The organism is Bacteroidota bacterium, from assembly GCA_016706255.1.
Taxonomy (GTDB): domain Bacteria; phylum Bacteroidota; class Bacteroidia; order Chitinophagales; family BACL12; genus UBA7236.
In genome coordinates this window covers 168,126-187,284 of record JADJJZ010000006.1, presented here as the reverse complement: position 1 = coordinate 187,284, position 19,159 = coordinate 168,126, and the positions used below count along the sequence as shown (strand labels likewise).

The 19,159-nt window shown below is 36.9% G+C and carries 16 protein-coding genes; 10 read left to right on the top strand and 6 right to left on the bottom strand.

Annotation, left to right across the window (positions count from 1 at the left end):
- Window positions 1-100: 100 nt before the first annotated feature.
- The gene (locus tag IPI65_09510) at window positions 101-1,129 is read left to right on the top strand and encodes a PorP/SprF family type IX secretion system membrane protein (protein ID MBK7441746.1); all 1,029 of its coding nucleotides are present in this window, start codon (window positions 101-103) and stop codon (window positions 1,127-1,129) included.
- Window positions 1,110-2,063 (top strand): hypothetical protein, encoded by a 954-nt coding sequence (locus tag IPI65_09505; protein ID MBK7441745.1) that lies wholly within the window; start codon window positions 1,110-1,112, stop codon window positions 2,061-2,063. Before IPI65_09510 ends, IPI65_09505 begins: the two co-directional genes overlap by 20 nt.
- A gap of 6 nt (window positions 2,064-2,069) precedes the next feature.
- Here IPI65_09505 and IPI65_09500 read toward each other — a convergent pair whose 3' ends face one another.
- The 4 genes from IPI65_09500 to IPI65_09485 are packed head-to-tail and all read right to left on the bottom strand — an operon-like array spanning window position 2,070 to window position 5,672.
- Window positions 2,070-2,810, bottom strand: a complete 741-nt coding sequence (locus IPI65_09500; protein ID MBK7441744.1) for a nitroreductase family protein — start codon at window positions 2,808-2,810, stop codon at window positions 2,070-2,072.
- 46 nt (window positions 2,811-2,856) lie between these two features.
- On the bottom strand, window positions 2,857-4,881 hold the full coding sequence (locus tag IPI65_09495) for a PD40 domain-containing protein (protein MBK7441743.1): 2,025 nt from the start codon (window positions 4,879-4,881) through the stop codon (window positions 2,857-2,859).
- Window positions 4,881-5,261 (bottom strand): hypothetical protein, encoded by a 381-nt coding sequence (locus tag IPI65_09490; GenBank protein ID MBK7441742.1) that lies wholly within the window; start codon window positions 5,259-5,261, stop codon window positions 4,881-4,883. The genes IPI65_09495 and IPI65_09490 overlap by 1 nt, the downstream gene beginning before the upstream one ends.
- A 9-nt stretch (window positions 5,262-5,270) precedes the next feature.
- Complete coding sequence (locus tag IPI65_09485) at window positions 5,271-5,672, bottom strand: DUF1761 domain-containing protein (GenBank protein ID MBK7441741.1); 402 nt, start codon at window positions 5,670-5,672, stop codon at window positions 5,271-5,273.
- Between the two features lie 64 nt (window positions 5,673-5,736).
- Between IPI65_09485 and IPI65_09480 the strand changes: the two genes are divergently transcribed.
- Together IPI65_09480 and IPI65_09475 are read left to right on the top strand one after the other, a co-directional pair.
- Window positions 5,737-6,825, top strand: coding sequence for a histidine kinase (locus tag IPI65_09480; GenBank protein ID MBK7441740.1), 1,089 nt, complete (start codon window positions 5,737-5,739; stop codon window positions 6,823-6,825).
- A complete protein-coding gene (locus IPI65_09475) occupies window positions 6,822-7,571 on the top strand; it encodes a response regulator transcription factor (GenBank protein MBK7441739.1) in 750 nt (249 codons plus the stop codon). The genes IPI65_09480 and IPI65_09475 overlap by 4 nt, the downstream gene beginning before the upstream one ends.
- 5 nt (window positions 7,572-7,576) lie before the next feature.
- Here the strand turns inward: IPI65_09475 and IPI65_09470 are convergent, their stop codons facing one another.
- The gene (locus tag IPI65_09470; protein MBK7441738.1) at window positions 7,577-10,048 is read right to left on the bottom strand and encodes a gliding motility-associated C-terminal domain-containing protein; all 2,472 of its coding nucleotides are present in this window, start codon (window positions 10,046-10,048) and stop codon (window positions 7,577-7,579) included.
- Between the two features lie 75 nt (window positions 10,049-10,123).
- A complete protein-coding gene (locus IPI65_09465; protein MBK7441737.1) occupies window positions 10,124-13,045 on the bottom strand; it encodes a gliding motility-associated C-terminal domain-containing protein in 2,922 nt (973 codons plus the stop codon).
- 152 nt (window positions 13,046-13,197) lie between these two features.
- Here IPI65_09465 and IPI65_09460 point away from each other — a divergent pair, with 152 nt between their 5' ends.
- The 6 genes from IPI65_09460 to IPI65_09435 all read left to right on the top strand — a co-directional run bounded on the left by IPI65_09460 (window position 13,198) and on the right by IPI65_09435 (window position 19,150).
- Entirely contained in the window at window positions 13,198-14,679 is a 1,482-nt protein-coding gene (locus tag IPI65_09460) for a polysaccharide biosynthesis C-terminal domain-containing protein (GenBank protein MBK7441736.1), read from the top strand.
- An 89-nt stretch (window positions 14,680-14,768) separates the two neighbouring features.
- The gene (gene dut / locus IPI65_09455; GenBank protein ID MBK7441735.1) at window positions 14,769-15,197 is read left to right on the top strand and encodes a dUTP diphosphatase; all 429 of its coding nucleotides are present in this window, start codon (window positions 14,769-14,771) and stop codon (window positions 15,195-15,197) included.
- Window positions 15,198-15,638: 441 nt separating this feature from the next.
- The gene (locus IPI65_09450) at window positions 15,639-16,643 is read left to right on the top strand and encodes a nucleotidyltransferase (protein ID MBK7441734.1); all 1,005 of its coding nucleotides are present in this window, start codon (window positions 15,639-15,641) and stop codon (window positions 16,641-16,643) included.
- Window positions 16,640-17,494 carry a tetratricopeptide repeat protein gene (locus tag IPI65_09445; GenBank protein ID MBK7441733.1) on the top strand — a complete coding sequence of 285 codons (855 nt, stop codon included), beginning with the start codon at window positions 16,640-16,642 and terminating at the stop codon, window positions 17,492-17,494. Before IPI65_09450 ends, IPI65_09445 begins: the two co-directional genes overlap by 4 nt.
- Complete coding sequence (locus IPI65_09440) at window positions 17,476-18,405, top strand: tetratricopeptide repeat protein (GenBank protein MBK7441732.1); 930 nt, start codon at window positions 17,476-17,478, stop codon at window positions 18,403-18,405. Before IPI65_09445 ends, IPI65_09440 begins: the two co-directional genes overlap by 19 nt.
- Window positions 18,398-19,150 (top strand): DUF4292 domain-containing protein, encoded by a 753-nt coding sequence (locus IPI65_09435; protein MBK7441731.1) that lies wholly within the window; start codon window positions 18,398-18,400, stop codon window positions 19,148-19,150. The genes IPI65_09440 and IPI65_09435 overlap by 8 nt, the downstream gene beginning before the upstream one ends.
- The last annotated feature ends 9 nt before the right edge of the window (window positions 19,151-19,159 follow it).

The following is a 19,159-nucleotide window of genomic DNA, read 5'->3' as shown; positions in this document are numbered from 1 at the left end:
TGACAAAAAAGCTTTACTTCATTATGACAAATACTCTTGTTAATTTTGTGTGGAATACTAGATTTTATTAACTTTGATAGGATAATACACGATGATACGTATGAATAGAATACTCTTAAGCCTAATTTGCGGTTTTATCGCAATCAGCTCCTCTGCTCAGGATATTCACTTTTCGCAATATTCTCAGTCCCCGTTAACACTCAATCCGGCTTTAACCGGGCTTACGCCATGTACATACCGGGGTGTGCTCAATTACCGTAACCAATGGGCCAGCGCAGTTGGTCCGGCTTCATACCAAACCTTTGCCGGTTCGTTTGATGCAGGTTTATGGCGCAACAAACTGGATGGCAATATTGTAGGTGTGGGTGCCATGATTTACAATGATGTTTCAGGTGATGGTTCATTAACTAACCTCACTGTAATGGGTTCGTTTGCTTACCATCAGAAACTTGGAAATGAAAACCATTTTCTTTCTATTGGTGGCCAGATTGGTTTAGTGCAAAAACGTGTTGACTACAATAAATTGATTTTCGAATCTCAAATTGGAAACAACGGTGTTGATCCAACTTTACCAAGTGGTGAATATGGAGATGATAATTTTTCTTATCTCGATATGAATGCCGGTATTAACTGGAGAGCGCGTTTTACAAATAAATTCGCTATGCAAATTGGTGGTGCTTATTTTCACCTGAGCGAACCAACAGAAACTTTTTATAATTACAACGATAATAAATTAAATGCCCACTATATTGGTTATGGTTCATTTAAAATCGGTTTAGGCAAAAACACCGTATTGATTCCATCTTATTTATTTATGCAACAAACTGAAGGCAGTAACGTGCAAATGAATACCGGTATGGATGTTGGTTTCCAACTTGAAAAAGGTGTTTCTATGGCATATGCCGGATTACATTATCGTTCAACCGATGATTTTAATGTTGCTGATGCTTTAATTGTAAACCTTGGTTTAGATTATAACAATATTAATTTTGGTTTGAGTTATGATGTAAACGTTTCAGGTTTATCTGCTGTAACGAATTATCGTGGCGGCATCGAATTATCATTAGTTTATTGGGGATGTTTAGATACAAGCCCAAAACAGAAACCAATTGACTGTCCGCGATTCTAATTTCTACGCCATAAAAAACCTGCCCGAAGTATTTACCTCTGGCAGGTTTTTTTTATTACTGTTAGTCCTGTTTGTTGCCTGTTCAAATTCTAATTCCGAAACAGGTGAACAAATTAAGCCTATAACAAATACTGAAGTTGTTGGTTATCAAGATGCTCTTTTACCTGAAATAGATAGTTTTTCGAGAGCAGAAATTATTACGCAGTTAAAATTAAAAACAGCAGAAAAAAACCCTTTAGTTGTTCGTGTTTTTGTTCCGCTTTGTGATAATAAAAATCAGGGCATTGTTCCTGTGAGTGCGACTTTAGGTGATGGACAAAATTTAAAAACAAATTTATACTGGGGTGCTTTGTACGGTGTAAAAACACATTTTATAAAACAAGGCTGGAAACGTGTGGGCGGACAATTGCAGGTAAACGACACCATTCTGGAACGTATTGTTTTTGAAAAAATAATTGACAGCAATCGTGTTATTATTATTGCCGATGCATTTGCAGGAAACCACATGGCGGCTTGTTTAAATCATTTTTTTGAATCGCTGGCTGATATCGAAAAATTAAATGTAACATTAGATAATAATGAAGTAATTAATTGTTATCAACCTGATCTGGTTGCCTTTACGGGTCATAACGGATTGATGGATGTGATGGTAGACATTTTATTAAATCCGAAGGCTAAAAAAAAGGATGCTATTGTATTAGCCTGTATATCAAACAATTTCTTTTCGGAGCGATTAAATTATATTAATGCTTATCCGCTTATCACAACAAAAACATTAATGGCTCCCGAAGCGTATGTTTTGCATGATGCAATAATGGCATGGGCTAAAATGGAAGCAGATGCTGTTATTTATAATAAGGCAATTACCGCTTACAGTAATTATCAGAAATGCAGTGTGAAAGCTGCTGCAACGGTATTTAAAACCGGCTGGTAATAATCATCACAAATTAAAAATTATTTCTTTTTCATCAACCCTGAACTGGTCGTGATAAATGCCTTGTGAAGTTCCCGGCCCGCAACTAATCATCATACTTATTTCATAACTATGCGGAAAATGTAAATAACGTTTTACGCGCACTGAATCGAAACCTTCCATTGGGCAGGTATCATAACCTTCTGCTTTCATACTCAGCATAAATGTTTGCGCCGCCAGTGCTGCCGATTTATGACAAACAACACGCAAATCATTTTTCGAAACCTGCCATACAACAGGGCGCCAGATTGATGATACGGCGACTACTAATTTTCTTATTAAACCGCTGATGCCAAACCAATCCTGAAAATAATACATGGGCATTAATGTAGAATAATATTTTAATCTTCGTTTTTCTCTTTTCCCTAATTCAGCAACCGGTTTATTTTCATAACGGGCATGATGAAAATCATAATTTGCTTTTGCACGTTGTTTCCATTTTGATTTAGGAACAACAAATAATACTAATTCGCGCGCAGTTCGGGCTGCACTTTGATTCATGGCATATTTTGCAAGCTGTTTTATTTTTACAGGATCGGTAATGTGATAAAATTCCCACATTTGCATATTACTGCTATTGGGTGCATACATGGCACGTTGTAAACTGCGATGCACTGCTTCACTATCAAAAGGAGCATCTGCATCGTAAACACGCATGCTTCTTCTCGCCCTTACTATTTCATCAAATTGTGCTGCACTTGGTTTCATAATGTTGCAAATTTACGAAATCGCAACATAGGGTTTTCAAATCTGATTAATCAACCCGATACCGTTTAAATCCACCTTCAGGAGAATTTACATAAAGCGATTTATTATCGTTGCTGAAAATGGTGTGATAAATGTCATCATTAAAATCTGCAAGAATAATTACTGTTTGTTTTGTTTCGGTATCCCAAATACGAACCGTATTATCTGCAGAACCTGAAGCTATACGTTTGCCATCAGGACTAAATGCAATGGAATATATTTTTTCGTTATGACCTTTTAATGTATATAATAATTTACCGGTAGCAGCTGAATAAACATCAACCGTTAATTTTTCACCTACTGCAGCAAAGGTGGTATTATCAGGAGAAAACACACACTGATAAACAGCATTCCCTGTTTTTACGGAATATAATTTCTGATAAGTATCGTTTGACCAGACAGTTATTTCACCATTTAATGCAGACCCGATAATATATTTTCCATTTGGCGAATATCCCACATGATACATCAATCCCCCACCCTTTAATTGTTTGGTCATGGAACCGGTAACAATATCCCAAATTGTTATAGTGCTATCGTAAGCTGCTGTGGTAACATATTTTCCATCAGGACTAAAAGTACATCCTGCCACCCCTGCATTTAATCCGGCAAATTCTATAGCTTTTTTTCCGGTGGTAATATCCCACACTTTTATCCTGCCTTCAAAATTGCATCCCACTATAAAATTATTATCAGGACTTATTGCTGCCGCATTCATAATACCATCAAAAGTTGGGAATTGTTTTGTAATAGTACCATCAGTATTATTCCAAACAGTAAGAATGCCGTTGTCGCCTTGTTCAACTAATAAATTATCATTTTTAGATAAAGCAAATCCGTACACATAACCATTATTTCCTGCAGGGTTGGTGTATTGAGCTGCGCGGCCTAAATCCCATGTTTTAATAGTATTATCATTTCCCAGCGAATACAAAGTTTTACCATCGGGCGATGTAATTAAATCGGAAATTAATCCTTCATGTCCGAATAATTTATTTACCGGCAAACCAGATTCTGTGCTCCAGAATATTAATGTGCCATCTGCACTTCCTGTTATCATTAAATTACCATCAGGCGTAAATGCTCCGGCATAAACTGAATTTTTATTACCAATTAATTCAAACTGCAAGGTTCCGGTATATAAATTCCATACGCGAGGAGTTCCATTTCTGTTTGTTGCCATTAAATAAGCATCATCAGCAGAAAAAATTAAATCATCAATTGCGGAGTTATCGTCTTCATTAATAAAATTAAATTCGAATTTTTTTTCTTTAGTATTTACATCCCAAACACCAACAGCCGCATTCCATCCTGCAGCAGCGAGATATTTTCCATCGTGACTGAATTTAATTGCCACAAGGGGTTTTTCGCCAAATGTAGTTTCCCATTTTAATTCACCTGATATTGCGTCATACAATTGAACCAGTCCCACAATTTTACCGGCATTGCGATACCATGAACTCAGTGCAACCCATTTACCATCAGCACTTCCTGCCACATCACAAATGCCCTGCGCTTTAGTTTTTGTTTGCCATAAGGTTAAATCGTTTCGTGTATCCCAAACGCGAATGGTAAAATCGCGTGAGCAGGAAACCAGTTTTGCATCATTGGCAAAAAAATCAACGGCATACACAGTATTTGTATGTCCGCTATAAGTTTTTGCAGACGTAAAAGTTTGGGCATCATATATATGTATAGCACTGTCGGCTCCGGCAACGGCAATAAGTTTACCATTGTTACTTACATCCAGGTCAGAAGCAGTGTATGACAATGCATGAGTTGCAGTATAGCCCTGAATGGTATGTTTCAGATAATTGTATTCCCAACCCCGGAATTCGGTTGGTGTATTATTGAGCCAGCGATTGGCTTCCTGCCCGTCGTTGAGGCGCATAGAGGCATTTGCAGCAGCAATGTGAGCCAGATAATTTTCGAAATTGGAATTTCCTTTTTTGTCTGAATTTTGTGCGTTTAAGGAAGTAACTACACTTATAAAAATGCTAAGCAGGGAAAGGGAAACAGGAAATTTTCTCATTAGTCACTCGGTTTTTCTACTGCAATATTAAATGGTAAAATTTTAGCAAACATAATTTTAGCCATTACAGCAGGGTCCTCGTTCATAATTTTTTCAGCTTCCGCCAGCGATGTGGGGTTTATAATAACCAAACCAAACATGTTAGGATCATCGGAAGGCAAAGCAACCCTGCCGGCCAGCACAATTTTACCGGATTTTGCCAATTCCTGCAATCGCACAAAATGTGCGCCAATTACTTTACTATCCGCATCGGCCCAGTTGCTGTCTGCCTGATAGTATGGCGTTAAGGTCAAAATACCGATATAAGCCGTTTTAACCGAATCTTGAGCAAAGGCACTAAAACTGCAATAAAACAAAAAACAAAAGAGGATATTTCGCATAAGTTAATTTTATTTCCAGGCGCCGATAATTATTCCCATTACCAAAAATGAAATTACCATATAACCACCATTAATAAAAATATATCTCCAACTGCGCAATTCGAATAATGCAACAATTCCAAATGCGAGTGCTATCCAACCCAAACCAACACATAAAGAATAAAAAATGGCCATGGTAAAATCGATGCTTTCATCAGATATAAACATGGCCAGATTAAATGCCATAATCAGCGAAAATAAAAATAATAAACCAAATGTTTTTGCTTTATTTGATTTTGCTAACTGTTCTTCTGTAAGGTTATTTTCTTTCATCCATACATTTGCGAACAATGCTTTGGAATACCAAACGCCGCCAATTAAAAACATTGAAACTGCTGCAGCAATAACTGCCATTAAATTTAACTTTTCCATAAATAGTATATTTGTTGTAAATTCGAAAATAGAATAAGTGCTTATTATTTAACAACATAAATAATTGAAGTTGGAAGTTTTATTACCCAAGCAGGAAAAATTAATACCGAAACCGGAAAATAAAATCCCGGCAGCGCTAAACGATCGCGGTTTACGTTTGGTATTAATACCTCTTTTTGCAATTGCCGTTCCTAATTTAACGGGACTTGCACATTATCATTATCCTGTTATTACCATTATTTTTCATTATTTATACTTTTTGTTGATTTCGGTGAGTGTATACTATGGCAACCGGTATTTATTATTTCAATTAAGCGACCGGTTTAACTGGTTTTACAGTCCGTTTCGTAAAGTATTAACTTTGCTGGCCGGTGTAATTTTATACACCTTGCCGGTTACGGTGTTTTTTATAGGGTTATTTTATGTGTGTATATTAAATGAACCATTAGATGAAACCGTTTTGCGGAATGTTTGCCTGATGAATGTAATCTGTGTAATTTTTGTCGCACATATTTATGAAACCGTATTTTTAATTAAACATACTGAAAATGAAATGGTGCGCACAGCAAAAATTGAACAAGCTAAGGCAGAAGCCGAATTGGAAGCATTAAAATCGCAGATTGATCCACATTTTATTTTCAATTCATTAAATACGCTTTCGCACCTGATTACGCAAGATCAACAAAAAGCAAAATTGTTTAATGATAATCTTGCCGATGTATATCGCTACATTCTGCAAAATAAAAGTCGCAGCCTGGTTTTTTTGAAAGATGAAATTTTGTTTTTGGAAAATTATTTTTCATTATTGCATATCCGGTTTGGCGACAGTATTCAGTTAGCGCTTTCTATTTCAGGTGATGATGCAGATAATTTTTTATTGCCTCCAATTTCACTACAATTTTTATTGGAAAATTGTGTTAAACACAATGAATTTAATCACCAGCATCCAATGGTGGTTGAAGTATTTATAGATGGAAAGATGGTTGTTTGTCGCAACAGAAAACGCTCAAAACAATATCAGCAAAAAGGAACCGAAACCGGTTTAATTAATTTATCGGGTCGATTTAAAATGCTGACCGGCGAAGCGATTGTGATAGATGATGCTGCAGAATATTTTATTGTTAAACTTCCTCTTTTATCTTCAGGTATATGAAAGTGATGCTTATTGAAGATGAACAACCGGCATTGGAGAAATTAATACTCCAACTGAAAAGTTATAACGAACCGGTAGAAATTGTTGCAATATGTGGCAGCATACAGGCAAGTATATCTCACCTAAAAACAAACAGTACGCCCGATTTAATTTTTAGTGATATCGCTTTGTCGGATGGAAATGCATTTGATATTTTTAAATCAGTTCCTGTTGAATGTCCAGTAATTTTTATAACAGCTTATGATGCGTGGTTGCTGGAAGCATTTGAAATGAACAGTATCGATTATTTGTTAAAACCGGTGAGTGAAACGCGATTGTTTGCCGCATTAAATAAATACAAATCGTTACAAAAACATTTTTCAGGCAATTTAACCCGGTTTATACAGCAGGAGTCGAATAACAGTTTAGCCAAAAGCCGTTATGTGGTTAAAAAGGGAATTAGTTATCAGGCGGTTAGGGTTGAAGATATTGCGTATTTTATTTCTGAACACAAAATAACTTTTTTGGTTGATGCAGCCGGTAATAAATATATTATCGAAAAATCGCTGCAGGAATTGGAAACTGAACTGGATAACAAACAATTTTTCAGATTAAACAGAAAATTTATAGCCAACATTACTGCTATCAGTAAATTTAAAACCTATACCAAAGGAAAAATATTAATTGAATTAATTCCGGCGCCGACAGACGAAGTAATTGTGAGTCAGGAAAATGCTTCGAATTTTAAACAATGGATAAACGGATAAAAAAATTACCGCAATAAGGTTACCGTTCCGCGAAGAATATACTGTTGTCCGGGTTCATTGGCTTTTTCGTAAGTAATCATCCAAACATACATGCCGATTTCCTGTTCTTTATCAACATAAGTGCCGTCCCAGCCTTTTAATACATCACTTGTAGCAAATACTTCCTGCCCCCAGCGATTAAATATCCTGAAAGAAAATACCGGATAAAAAATCGGATTTAAAATATGAAATTCATCATTCAATCCATCTTCATTTGGTGTAAATGCATTTGGAATAATTAATTCACTTTCTTCCATTACAACAATAATAGAATCGGGTGCCGACATACAACCATTTTCTTCACCGGTGACATAAAATACAGATTCTGCCCCAACGGTAAATGCGAGGGTGCTTGGGCAGTTAATACAGTTCACATTATCTTCCGGTGACCAATAAAAAGTAACATCTGTACCCTCAATTATTTCTGCCTCCAAAAAAGCAAGTGCACCATCGTTTACAAAAAGTGTATCAGGAATCGCATTAATTACAGGCGCTTCATAAATATTTACAATAATTGGCGATGATGTACCTTCACAACCATTGCCATCAATTACCGTTAAAAAATAATTTCCTGTTGAATCAACAAATAATGTGGAACCTGTTGCCAATACGCTGTCATTAGCATCGGTCCATACATAATTTGCATAACCGGCCGGTGCTGTAATTGTAGTTTGATAACACGCTTCGAAAGGGCCTAAATCAATTATTGGTGATGGATTTACAGTTACTTCTTGCGTTACGGTATCGGTCATATCGCAGGCATCGTGAATTACTGAAGTATAAGTACTTGTAGTTGTTGGCCACACTTCGTGAATGGGTTCTACAACGCCACCCGGAATCCATTCGTATGTGTATGGTGGAACGCCCCAGTAACCACCTGCAAATAAATCGATGGTATCACCTTCGCAAATAACAAAATCGGGATATGTAGCAGAAACAATTTGTGTTTCAACAACGGTTTCGCCTTCAATAGTAATTACCCAACTTCCACTTGGCATAAAATGGCAAAGAATTCCACATGGAGGTTGCGTACATGAACAATGCCAAGTGCGCATTTCGAAAGTGAATTCATAATCGGCGCATTGTGGTGGAATACAGGCTATTGTATTAAACATCGGCAAATCGACACCATAACAAGTACCTGCACTGTCGCCAACTGGTGGCAGACAAGTCCAGAAACCGCCTGGTGAAGGCGAGTCATCACATATTCCTAAAATACGAAATGCAGCTTCACTCATCAGGCAATCCGTAACAAAAAAACATCCGAAATTTTGTGAATAATAAGTGCCATCAAAATAGGCATCAGTTAATGTTGTTTTTCCGGGAACAGTAATATCTAAAAAATAATTACAATAATCAGCTTCATTCCAGCAGAGTCCGTCAAATTCAAAACCAATATCTCCTGCTACATAAGTTGCTTCGCCAATTAATGTTGGGTCAACAACTACAGGATATTTTCTTTCAGCGTTGAGTAACCATTTCGTATTTACACGCAAGCGAATTATAAATCCTTTTTCTGTTTTAATGATTTGATATGCAACAGCATCTACTTGTTCCTGATCATGCGTTTTTTCTTTATTCTGATCGAGCACCACCGGTTTTTCGATGCGGATATAATTTAATCCGAATTGATTTTTAATAATAATATCTCCTTTCCAATCACCATTTTTCAAATAATATCCATCAACATCTTCTTCAACAATAGTAAAGCCATCAGGTAATTCAACAGGGTCATCAATAATGAGATATTCGCTATTGGGGTCGATTAAACTTTTATCTTTAATAATAAAATTTGTTTTAATGGCATTTTGACGAAATGCAATTTCCGCATCTACACCTTTAAATACATCGGTAATCCAAACACCATCTCTACCGGCGGTGTAGGTTGACATATTTGCTTTTTGGGGTTTAGATGTATTACTTCCGTTTTGATAATATAATTGCAGATCGCGGTTGTAACGATAATCTAAATCTTTAATTCGAATGGATGTAAAATTATTTACGAGGTCAATTTTTGTTGGCGCCGGTTGCGATGCTGCTTCATAAATACCATTAACCATGGTTGGGTGCAAATAAAAATCGATTGCACGTAAATTACCTGATGGGTCGTAATAATTTATCGGACCATAAGATTTCTGAATATAAAATTTACTGCCGTTGGTATTTTTTTTAATGTAGTAACGTGAATCGGTAGTACGTTTTTGAATTAATTCAATAACACTATCCGGTGCATTAATAGGTAATATTCCGAAGTCGGGGTTGCTGTAATAATTTTCTGGAGTACTATTTAATAACTCTTCAGAAATTTCTGGATAAGCAATTGTTGTTTTACCGGAAGTAATTGAGGTATAGTCATTCTTTTTTACCTGCATCTGCTGTTGAGCTGATACCCATTGCATTGAGGAAATGCAGATAAAAAGTAGAACTATTCTTTTCATATTGACATGCCTGCGGTATTATTCAATTGAAATACAACAGGCTATTTTGCGGATGTTTGAACATCCCCCAAAAACTTAACGCACCAGTGTAATATTTCCCTGCAACTGTATGGTTTTGCCACTTCCGCCGGTTGCACTTAATTGATATACGTAGGTGCCCATTTCCTGGTCTTCATTATTTAATTTTCCATCCCAACCCAAACCGGCATTATTAATTACACCAACATCAGTGCTTTGGTAAACCAATTCGCCCCAGCGATTATAAATTCTAATTTCAAATCCAACAATTGCAGCGCCGACAATAACTAAATTATCGTTAAAGCCATCGCCATTTGGTGAAAATGCATTTGGAATATCAATTATCGGATCACAATTATCAATTACTTCATTAACGTAAATGGTTTTAGTAATATCACAGGCATCATCAGGTGTATTAATTAAAACGGTATATGTACCAAATAACGAAACTTCTATTGTTTGTGTTGTAGCACCATTATTCCATGAATAGGTTGAGCCAGGATAACCGGCATCTAAAACAACACTTCCACCAATACAATATTGTGTAGTATCTGTTTCAAATTCGGGATTTTCAACAAATACCGTTACCGTATCATAACTTGGGCAACCTTCTTCATCTTCAGCAACTAATATATAAGAACTAGTTGTGTCAGGAGTAACATTTATAACAAAATCGTCGCTGATAAATGTGCCTGTTTCTGCTTCGTACCATTCGTAATAAGGAACACCAACGGTGAGCACACTAAATGTTGCAGGATCACCAACGCATACCGTAATATCATCACTTGTTTCAACCGGAACAGTTTCAATAACATTAATTGTTTTTGAACCCGAGCCGCTGCCACATTCATTTAATGCAAAAATATTTAAGGTATAAGAACCGGCTTCATCCCAAACAATACCCACAACGTTATTTGATGTATCTACAATTGAACCACCACTTAACGACCAGTCATAATATGTCGTTAAAAAATATGGCACCGAATAATAAACCGTGTCGCCGGTACACGCTTTAATTGGTCCTGTAACAGTTACTATCGGCACATCAATAATATGGAAAGTAATATATTCACTCCAAGGTCCGGGACAATTATAATTTATTTCACGAACGCGTAATGTATAATCACCAGGCAACCCGGTGAAGTCGATAAATATCGGATTAAACGGCCACACAAATGGAGTACCAAGCCCAAACTGGAATTGATAATCGGAATTCGGATTATATGGAACAATGGTTGCGCTTCCTATTGCGCCTTCACATAATAAAGTATCTGCAGGAATTAATTCCGGAGCATTATCTGCCGGTGCACCAATAGAAAGATGGACAAGCGTTCCTAACGTATTTTCCTGCGGTGTTCCACAATTTGCAATTACGCGCATGTACCAAATTCCTGCATCTAAACCCATTGCGAGTAAATCAAAGTAACCCGGAATTTCTAAATCAATTGTCCCCGATTCAGTATCAACTGTAAATCCTAATCCGCATAAATTTGCCTGTGTAAAAAACATGGCATCTAATACTTCAACACAAAAAGTATTGGTATCACAATACGTTTCGATATCATCAAACACATTTACATCATAATTAATGGTAATTGTTACACCACTATCTTCAGTAATACATGCATAAACATCTTCAATATTATTTGTTTCAATATCACATTCCTGAATACAGACTGTTCCATAAGCAGAACCGACAGCAGCAGGATTGCTGGAAACTACACGGATATAATAATTACATCCCGGTGGAACCGTTGGCACAATACCGGAAACGGTACCCGGAGGTGAACCCAAAGCAGGATCGTAAGTTGCATTACTGGTAAATGTTCCGATTATAGAAGGTGAATCGAAATTTCCGAGCGAATCGCTCAGTTGAGCAGTATAAACATTCCCGGGATTATAAACACCCGTCGAAAAAAACGGCACATCAATTACACTGTTAACACAAACGGCATTCGAGTCGAAGGTGACTACAGGTGCCAGGGTGGTAATAATATTCGGACAATTTTCTATTGTAAAACATACACTTGCTTCACCCGTAATTTCCGGCAATGGCGAGGTGCGGTTGATGCGCACTTTATAGCAGGAACCATCTGGAATAGCACCCGGAATAGTTGCTGCAATAGCACCAATGGTATCTTCAGCTAAAATGGTAAATACACCTAAACTTGTAGGTGCAGCAAAAGCGCCGGCAGCATTTGATAATTCGATTTCATAAATACCGGTGCACAATGGGTCAGATAATGACCATCCAACAATTAAAGTGCTGAGTTTACAAACCGGGTCCGGCGAAATAAAATCGATATTGATATCAACAGGATGAATAGCTTCATCATAAGTACCCACAGCAATAATATCATCTACCGCAAACGACATGGTGCTGGAGCCTCCGTCGCTGTTATTTACCCAGCGATAACCAAAACGCAAATTGGCAACATCTTCAAAAGCCGGATCGCTGATTACTTCATATTTCCATAAAGTTTGTCCGCTATACAAAGCCATTCCCACGGGTGTCCAGGGTCCTCCGTCGGCGCTGTAATACACTTGTCCGTAGTCGCCTGCACCACCTTCACATAACCAGAAAAAAGTGTATTCAATATCTATCAAACCCAATGTACAAAAGCCTCCTGACATTTCTGCAAAGTTGTCGGATGGGTCGGTAGGGTCATAACTTGCACAGGTGATTGCCGGTGCACCTTCTTCATCATAAATGTGCAGGTAATTGCTGGTTGGGGCACCGCCAATGGTTCCGGAAACAGTTAAATCCTGCGTTGTGGTATTTGGATAACCGAAACCGCCGGTATAACTATTGTTTATTATCCATTTATTGGTTCCGGAAGCTACTCCTGCAGGGCCTGCCGTGTTTAACGTAAAGGTTGCAGTAGGTAAATTAAAATCCTCTGTAAACAACTGAAAAGTTTGGGCTTTTACGCCAAACAAAACCATGATACAAAGTAATGTGGTGTAAAATTTCATCATAGGCTTGGATAATGGCTACTAAATTAAGTAAAAATGGCAATTTTTTAAGAAAACCCGCGTTTCTCCATTAAAATACAGAGCAAGCAGCAGATTTGACGCGTTCCCGGAACAGGCACCTGCCTCTAATTCAATAATATTTAACTTTACCCTTCATGTCACTTAGGCGATTAGCTAATGTAACCGCAATTTATGGTTTGAGCACAATTTTGGTGCGGACATTAAACTATGTATTAGCCCCATTACATACAAGAGTTTTTACCAATCAGGCCGATTATGGGATTATATCTGAAATGTATGCTTATGTTACCTTTATTAATGTGATTTGCATGTTCGGTTTAGAAACTGCATACTTTCGTTTTGCTTCAAATAATAATAATGGGTTAGATAAAAATAAAGTGTTCGGATCATCACAATTGTCGCTGATTGTTTCCACTTTTTTAATTGTTTGTGCTTTAATTTTTTCATCAGGCAGCATTGCCAGCGAATTAGGTTATCCGGGGAGAAATAATTACATCGTTTTTTTTGCTTTGATAATTGGTTTCGACACATTGGTTAATATTCCGTTTGCACAATTAAGATTAGAAAATAAACCCTGGAAATATTTTATCATTAAGCTCGTAAATATTTTAATTAATATTTTATTAAACTTCTTTTTCCTTTGGCCGGCATTAAAAAATAATTATACATTATTTGAGCCATTCGGATTCACCTATCAGCCGGAATATGGAATTGCTTATGTATTTATTGCGAATTTAATTGCAAGTGGTGTTACATTTTTAATATTCATTCCATCCATGCTGCATATTAAATTTGACACAGCCATATGGAAAAAATTAATGCAATACGGTGCACCTTTAATTATTATCGGATTGGCAGGAATGATTAACGAAACACTCGACCGTGTCTTGTTGAAATACTGGGGTTCAGGTACGCTGGATGAGAACCTGAAACAAGTGGGTATTTACAGCGCTGTTTACAAACTATCCATCTTTATGACGCTTGCTGTACAAGGCTTTCGTATGGGTGCGGAGCCATTCTTTTTTAGTCGCTCCGCTGATAAAAATGCACCTGCTTTATATGCCATGGTGATGAAATATTTTGTTGTGGTTTGTTGCGTTATTTTTTTAGGGGTGGGATTGTTTCCCGACGTATTTAAAATAATAATCGGCAAAGAATATCACGAAGGTTTACACATAGTACCCATTCTGTTATTGGCGAATTTATTTTTAGGCATTTATTACAATCAGAGTGTTTGGTATAAACTTACCGACAAAACAACATTTGCAACAATAATTCCGATTTGTGGTGCAGCAATTACTTTAATTATGAATTTTTTCCTCATTCCAGTAATTGGTTATACAGGTGCTGCATGGGCAACATTTACTTGTTATTTAAGTATGGTTATTATGAGTCATGTTATCGGACAAAAACATTATCATGTGCCTTATAATCTGCGAAAAATAATTGCTTATATTGTTATTTCGGTAATTTTATGTTTAATCGGATTATGGCTGCATAATCATATCGATAATTTTATTGTTTCAATGCTCATTCGCATTATTTTTATTGCTGTATTTTTTGTTTTTGCGTGGTGGCTCGATTTAAAAAAATTAATTGTTAAAAAGGCAAATTAATCGGAGCAATTCTATTAATCCCAAAGCAATTATTTTAATAAACACCATCTTCCTATTTACCGTTTACACAATGGTCTTATCTTTACGACATGAATATCCGAATTATCAATACCTCAAATAATCCGAATCCGGGATATGCCACATCGCAATCTGCGGGTATGGATTTACGGGCTTTTTTAACTGAAGACATGGTGCTATTACCCGGCGAAAGAACCCTGGTGCCTACGGGTATTTTTATAGAATTACCTGCAGGTTATGAAGCACAAATTCGCCCCCGCTCGGGACTTGCAATAAACAGCGGCATCACCATGCTGAACAGTCCCGGCACCATCGACGCCGACTACCGTGGTGAAATAAAAGTCATCGCCATAAATCACGGCAAAAACCCCTTCACCATAAAATCCGGCGACAAAATAGCCCAAATGGTAGTTGCCAAACACGAAGTTGTTGTTTGGGAAAATACAGATTCGCTTGATGAAACTGTGAGGAAGGATGGGGGGTTTGGTTCGACCGGTTAATGTGCTGATGTACCGATGTACCAATGTACCAATTAAACAGCCGGATGATGTGCTAATTAAACAGCCGGGTGCCGCACCAAATGTGCAGATGCATCCATGAACAGCCGGAATTGTGAATATTTAGGTTTCGAAGCTAATATTAGGGGGCAATCCTAATGATGTAATATTGCACATTTTAAAAAGCCGATTTTATAATTACTGTTTAATTGTTGAAAAAACAACTACTCAAGTATGTCATTAATTTAAACACGCAGTAAATGTATCCTTGTCTTGGAACCATTTACATATGTTCCAATTGGCAATTGTTCCAATTGAAACATTCAAATATATCTACTTCTATAACATTTAAATATTCTCCAATTGGCACATCATCCCAATTGGTACATTCGCACATTGGTACATCGGTACATTAACTATCTTTGTCAAAATTTACACCTTTCTATGAATATAATCATCCCAATGGCCGGAATGGGGAAACGAATGAGGCCGCATACGCTTACTGTCCCTAAGCCTTTGATACCTGTTGCCGGAAAACCGATTGTGCAGCGTTTGGTGGAGGATATTGCGCAGACTACCGATGAAAAAATTGAGGAAATCGCTTTTATTGTCGGCAGATTTGGGAAAGAAGTGGAAGATATGCTAATTCGTGTGGCGGAGCAACTGGGTGCAAAAGGAAAAATTTGTTATCAGGATGAACCACTCGGCACTGCACATGCAATTTTATGTGCCGGCGATACATTGGTAGGCCATACCATTATTGCTTTTGCCGATACCTTATTCAAAACCGACCTGAAAATTGATACCTCAGCCGACGGAATTATTTGGGTAAACCGTGTCGACAACTGGAAAAATTTTGGTGTGGTTGAGCTTAATGATGATGGTGTAATTACCAATTTTGTCGAAAAACCTGATCATTTCGTCTCCGATTTGGCAATTATTGGTGTTTACTATGTAAAAGATGGTGCTTTATTACGCAGTGAAATGCAATATCTGCTCGATAATAATATTAAAGAAAAAGGTGAATATCAGCTTACCAATGCGCTCGAAAGCATGAAACGCAAAGGGTTTCGCTTTACACCAGGAAAAGTGGAAGAATGGCTCGATTGTGGCAATAAAGATGCAACAGTGTATACCAATCAGCGCGTGCTGGAGTTAAAATCGGGTAAAGAAAATCTGATTGCAGCATCTGTTAAAAAAACCAATACCGTGATTATCGAACCATGTTATATTGGCGAAAATGTAGTCATCGAAAATTCGGTAATCGGGCCACATGTTTCTATTGGAAGCAATTCAACAGTTAAAAATTCGTTAATACGAAATTCAATACTGCAAAATTCAGTTACTATTGCAGATAAAAATATCGCGAATTCAATGGTGGGCAGTTTTGTCATCTTGCAAGGCAAACCCGACGATTTGAGTTTAAGCGATTACAGTACTCAGGCATGATAAAAACGCTCAAATTATTCATTTTTACTGCAATTGGTGTTGCATTATTAGTAGTAACCGCTTGTTCGGGAAGTACATCTGCCCAAAAACAAACACCCACTAAAAGTACGGTTTCGGTTGCAAAATCGAAACGTCCGTTAGATTCTATTAGTATTGAACGCGATTATATTGATGCATGTAAACATATTGCACTGGGTGAATACAATAAGGCAGTAGATTTATTAAATAAAATTGTTCAGGCCGATCCTAATAATGCACCGAGTATGTATCAGCTCGGAAAAATATTTTATGAATTTGGTCAGGTTGCAGATGCGCAGGAATATATTAAAAATGCAGTGCGATTAGACCCTGTTAATGTTGAATACCAATTATTATATGCCGATATTTTAGGATACTCTGCCAACTATATTAAAGCTGCGGAAGTTTACAGTGGAATAGTAAAAGCAGGAAAAGCAACAGATGAAACTTATTATCGTTTAGCTTACAGTTATGAAAAATCGGGGAAATTAGAAGATGCAATTAAAACGATAAATGATTTACGCACGCTGAATGGAAATGATGAAGGTGTTGTATTTGAATTACAACGTTTATATGCACTAAAAGGAGATTATGATGATGCCATTAAATGGATGCAAACATTAATGGAAATGGATCCTGAAAACATGATGTATTTGCGTTACCTCAGCGAATATTATGAAAAAAATAATCAGCCAGAATTAGCTGCAAAACATTTGATATTTTACTCGCAACCGATACCAATAATACCGATTTACAATTTAAAAAAGCAAGTTTATTTCAAAAAGCAGGCGACAATATTGCTTACTATGATGCCATGCGCACAGCATTTTTAAATAAAGAAGGTAACATTGATACAAAAATATTTTATCTGGTTTTATTTGTTGATTCAATAGATAAACCCGGGTTTGTAATGAAAGACAGTGTAATCAACTGGACAAATTATCTGGTAAAAGCACATCCCGCTGATGCCAAGGCTTATGCGATGCAGGGTGATTTTTTATTTTATGCAGGTGAATTACAAAAAGCATCAGAAAGTTATAACCACTCGGTTGAAATTAGAAGTGATATTTATGATGTTTGGATAAAATTATTTTATATCTGGTCCGATTTACGCAAATATGATTCATTATTGGAAGTAACAACAACAGCAATAGAATTATATCCCAACCAACCTTTGAGTTATTATTTTAATGCTGTTGCCAATAATCAACTTAAAAATTACGAAGCCGGAATAAAAATGTTGAAGCGCGGATTACCACTTACCGTTTCCAACATTAGTTTACGTGCCGATATGTATACTGCATTAGGTGATGCTTATCACGAAACAGAAAAACATACTGAATCGGATGAAGCCTATGAAAAAAGCCTGGAATTAGTTCCGAATAATGCTTACACATTAAATAATTACGCCTATTATTTATCACTGCGCAATCAGGATTTAGAACGCGCTGCAGAAATGTCGTTAAAAAGTATTCAGTTAATGCCCGACAATGGTTCGTTCGAAGATACTTACGGATGGATTTTATATCAGCAGAAAAAATATACGGAAGCAGAAAAATGGCTGAGTAAAGCATTATTACACGGTGGCGATAAAAGTGGTGTGGTATTGGAACATTATGGCGATGCATTGTATCAATTAGGAGATAAAGAAAAAGCAGTTGAATACTGGAAAAAAGCCAAACAAGCAGGTGAGGCATCAGATTTGATTGATAAAAAAATCAATGATAAAATGTTGTATGAATAAAGCGGCTGTACTGATATTTTTTTCTACTGTAGTGTTATTGTCGTGTAAAACCACGCAAACCATATTTAACCGTAATGTTAAACCTGCATCTGCTTATGAATTAGATGATAAGCTCAGGGAAAAAGCGATAACATTTACAACATTTACCGGCAAGGCAAAAGTGGATGTAGTTGCGCCAAATATGAATCAGAGTTTTTCGGCGCAGATTGATATTTTAAAAGATTCAGTAATAGGTTTGTCGCTTCGTGTTTTAGGTGTGGAGGGTGCAAGGGTTAAAATTACCCCCGACAGTATTCAAATTATCGACAGGTTAAACCAGGAATATCTGCCCCGTTCAATTGAATTTATCAAAACCAGTTTTAATATCGACGCCGATTTTTACGATTTACAGGATTTAATTGTCGGCAATCCCGTTTATTACGACAGCGCCGTGCTTTCAACGGGCGAAAGTGACGATAAATATGTACTATTAGCCGAAAAAGATGTGTATAAAAACACCTTATGGCTGAGTTCCGATTATGACATACTCCGTATGTTTATCGAAGATTTAATCGCAAAACGCACCCTTACACTCAATTACGAAGGTTATGAGAAAATAGAAGGGCGGCAATTTGCGTTTATACGCAACATATTTATCGATGCACAAGATGACCTTACAGCACATATTGAATTCAGCAAAGTGGAATTTGACCAGCCTTTTGGCTTCACATTTAACGTCAACTCAAAATACAAACGGGTCGACTAACGGCGAGGG

Excerpts from the sequence above, each read along its gene's own strand:
- IPI65_09510 (MBK7441746.1), top strand. The coding sequence starts at position 101 with ATGAATAGAATACTCTTAAGCCTAATTTGCGGTTTTATCGCAATCAGC.
- IPI65_09500 (MBK7441744.1), bottom strand. The coding sequence starts at position 2,810 with ATGAAACCAAGTGCAGCACAATTTGATGAAATAGTAAGGGCGAGAAGA.
- IPI65_09495 (MBK7441743.1), bottom strand. The coding sequence starts at position 4,881 with ATGAGAAAATTTCCTGTTTCCCTTTCCCTGCTTAGCATTTTTATAAGT.
- IPI65_09490 (MBK7441742.1), bottom strand. The coding sequence starts at position 5,261 with ATGCGAAATATCCTCTTTTGTTTTTTGTTTTATTGCAGTTTTAGTGCC.
- IPI65_09485 (MBK7441741.1), bottom strand. The coding sequence starts at position 5,672 with ATGGAAAAGTTAAATTTAATGGCAGTTATTGCTGCAGCAGTTTCAATG.
- IPI65_09475 (MBK7441739.1), top strand. The coding sequence starts at position 6,822 with ATGAAAGTGATGCTTATTGAAGATGAACAACCGGCATTGGAGAAATTA.
- IPI65_09470 (MBK7441738.1), bottom strand. The coding sequence starts at position 10,048 with ATGAAAAGAATAGTTCTACTTTTTATCTGCATTTCCTCAATGCAATGG.
- IPI65_09465 (MBK7441737.1), bottom strand. The coding sequence starts at position 13,045 with ATGATGAAATTTTACACCACATTACTTTGTATCATGGTTTTGTTTGGC.
- IPI65_09460 (MBK7441736.1), top strand. The coding sequence starts at position 13,198 with ATGTCACTTAGGCGATTAGCTAATGTAACCGCAATTTATGGTTTGAGC.
- dut (MBK7441735.1), top strand. The coding sequence starts at position 14,769 with ATGAATATCCGAATTATCAATACCTCAAATAATCCGAATCCGGGATAT.
- IPI65_09450 (MBK7441734.1), top strand. The coding sequence starts at position 15,639 with ATGAATATAATCATCCCAATGGCCGGAATGGGGAAACGAATGAGGCCG.
- IPI65_09445 (MBK7441733.1), top strand. The coding sequence starts at position 16,640 with ATGATAAAAACGCTCAAATTATTCATTTTTACTGCAATTGGTGTTGCA.
- IPI65_09440 (MBK7441732.1), top strand. The coding sequence starts at position 17,476 with ATGCGCACAGCATTTTTAAATAAAGAAGGTAACATTGATACAAAAATA.
- IPI65_09435 (MBK7441731.1), top strand. The coding sequence starts at position 18,398 with ATGAATAAAGCGGCTGTACTGATATTTTTTTCTACTGTAGTGTTATTG.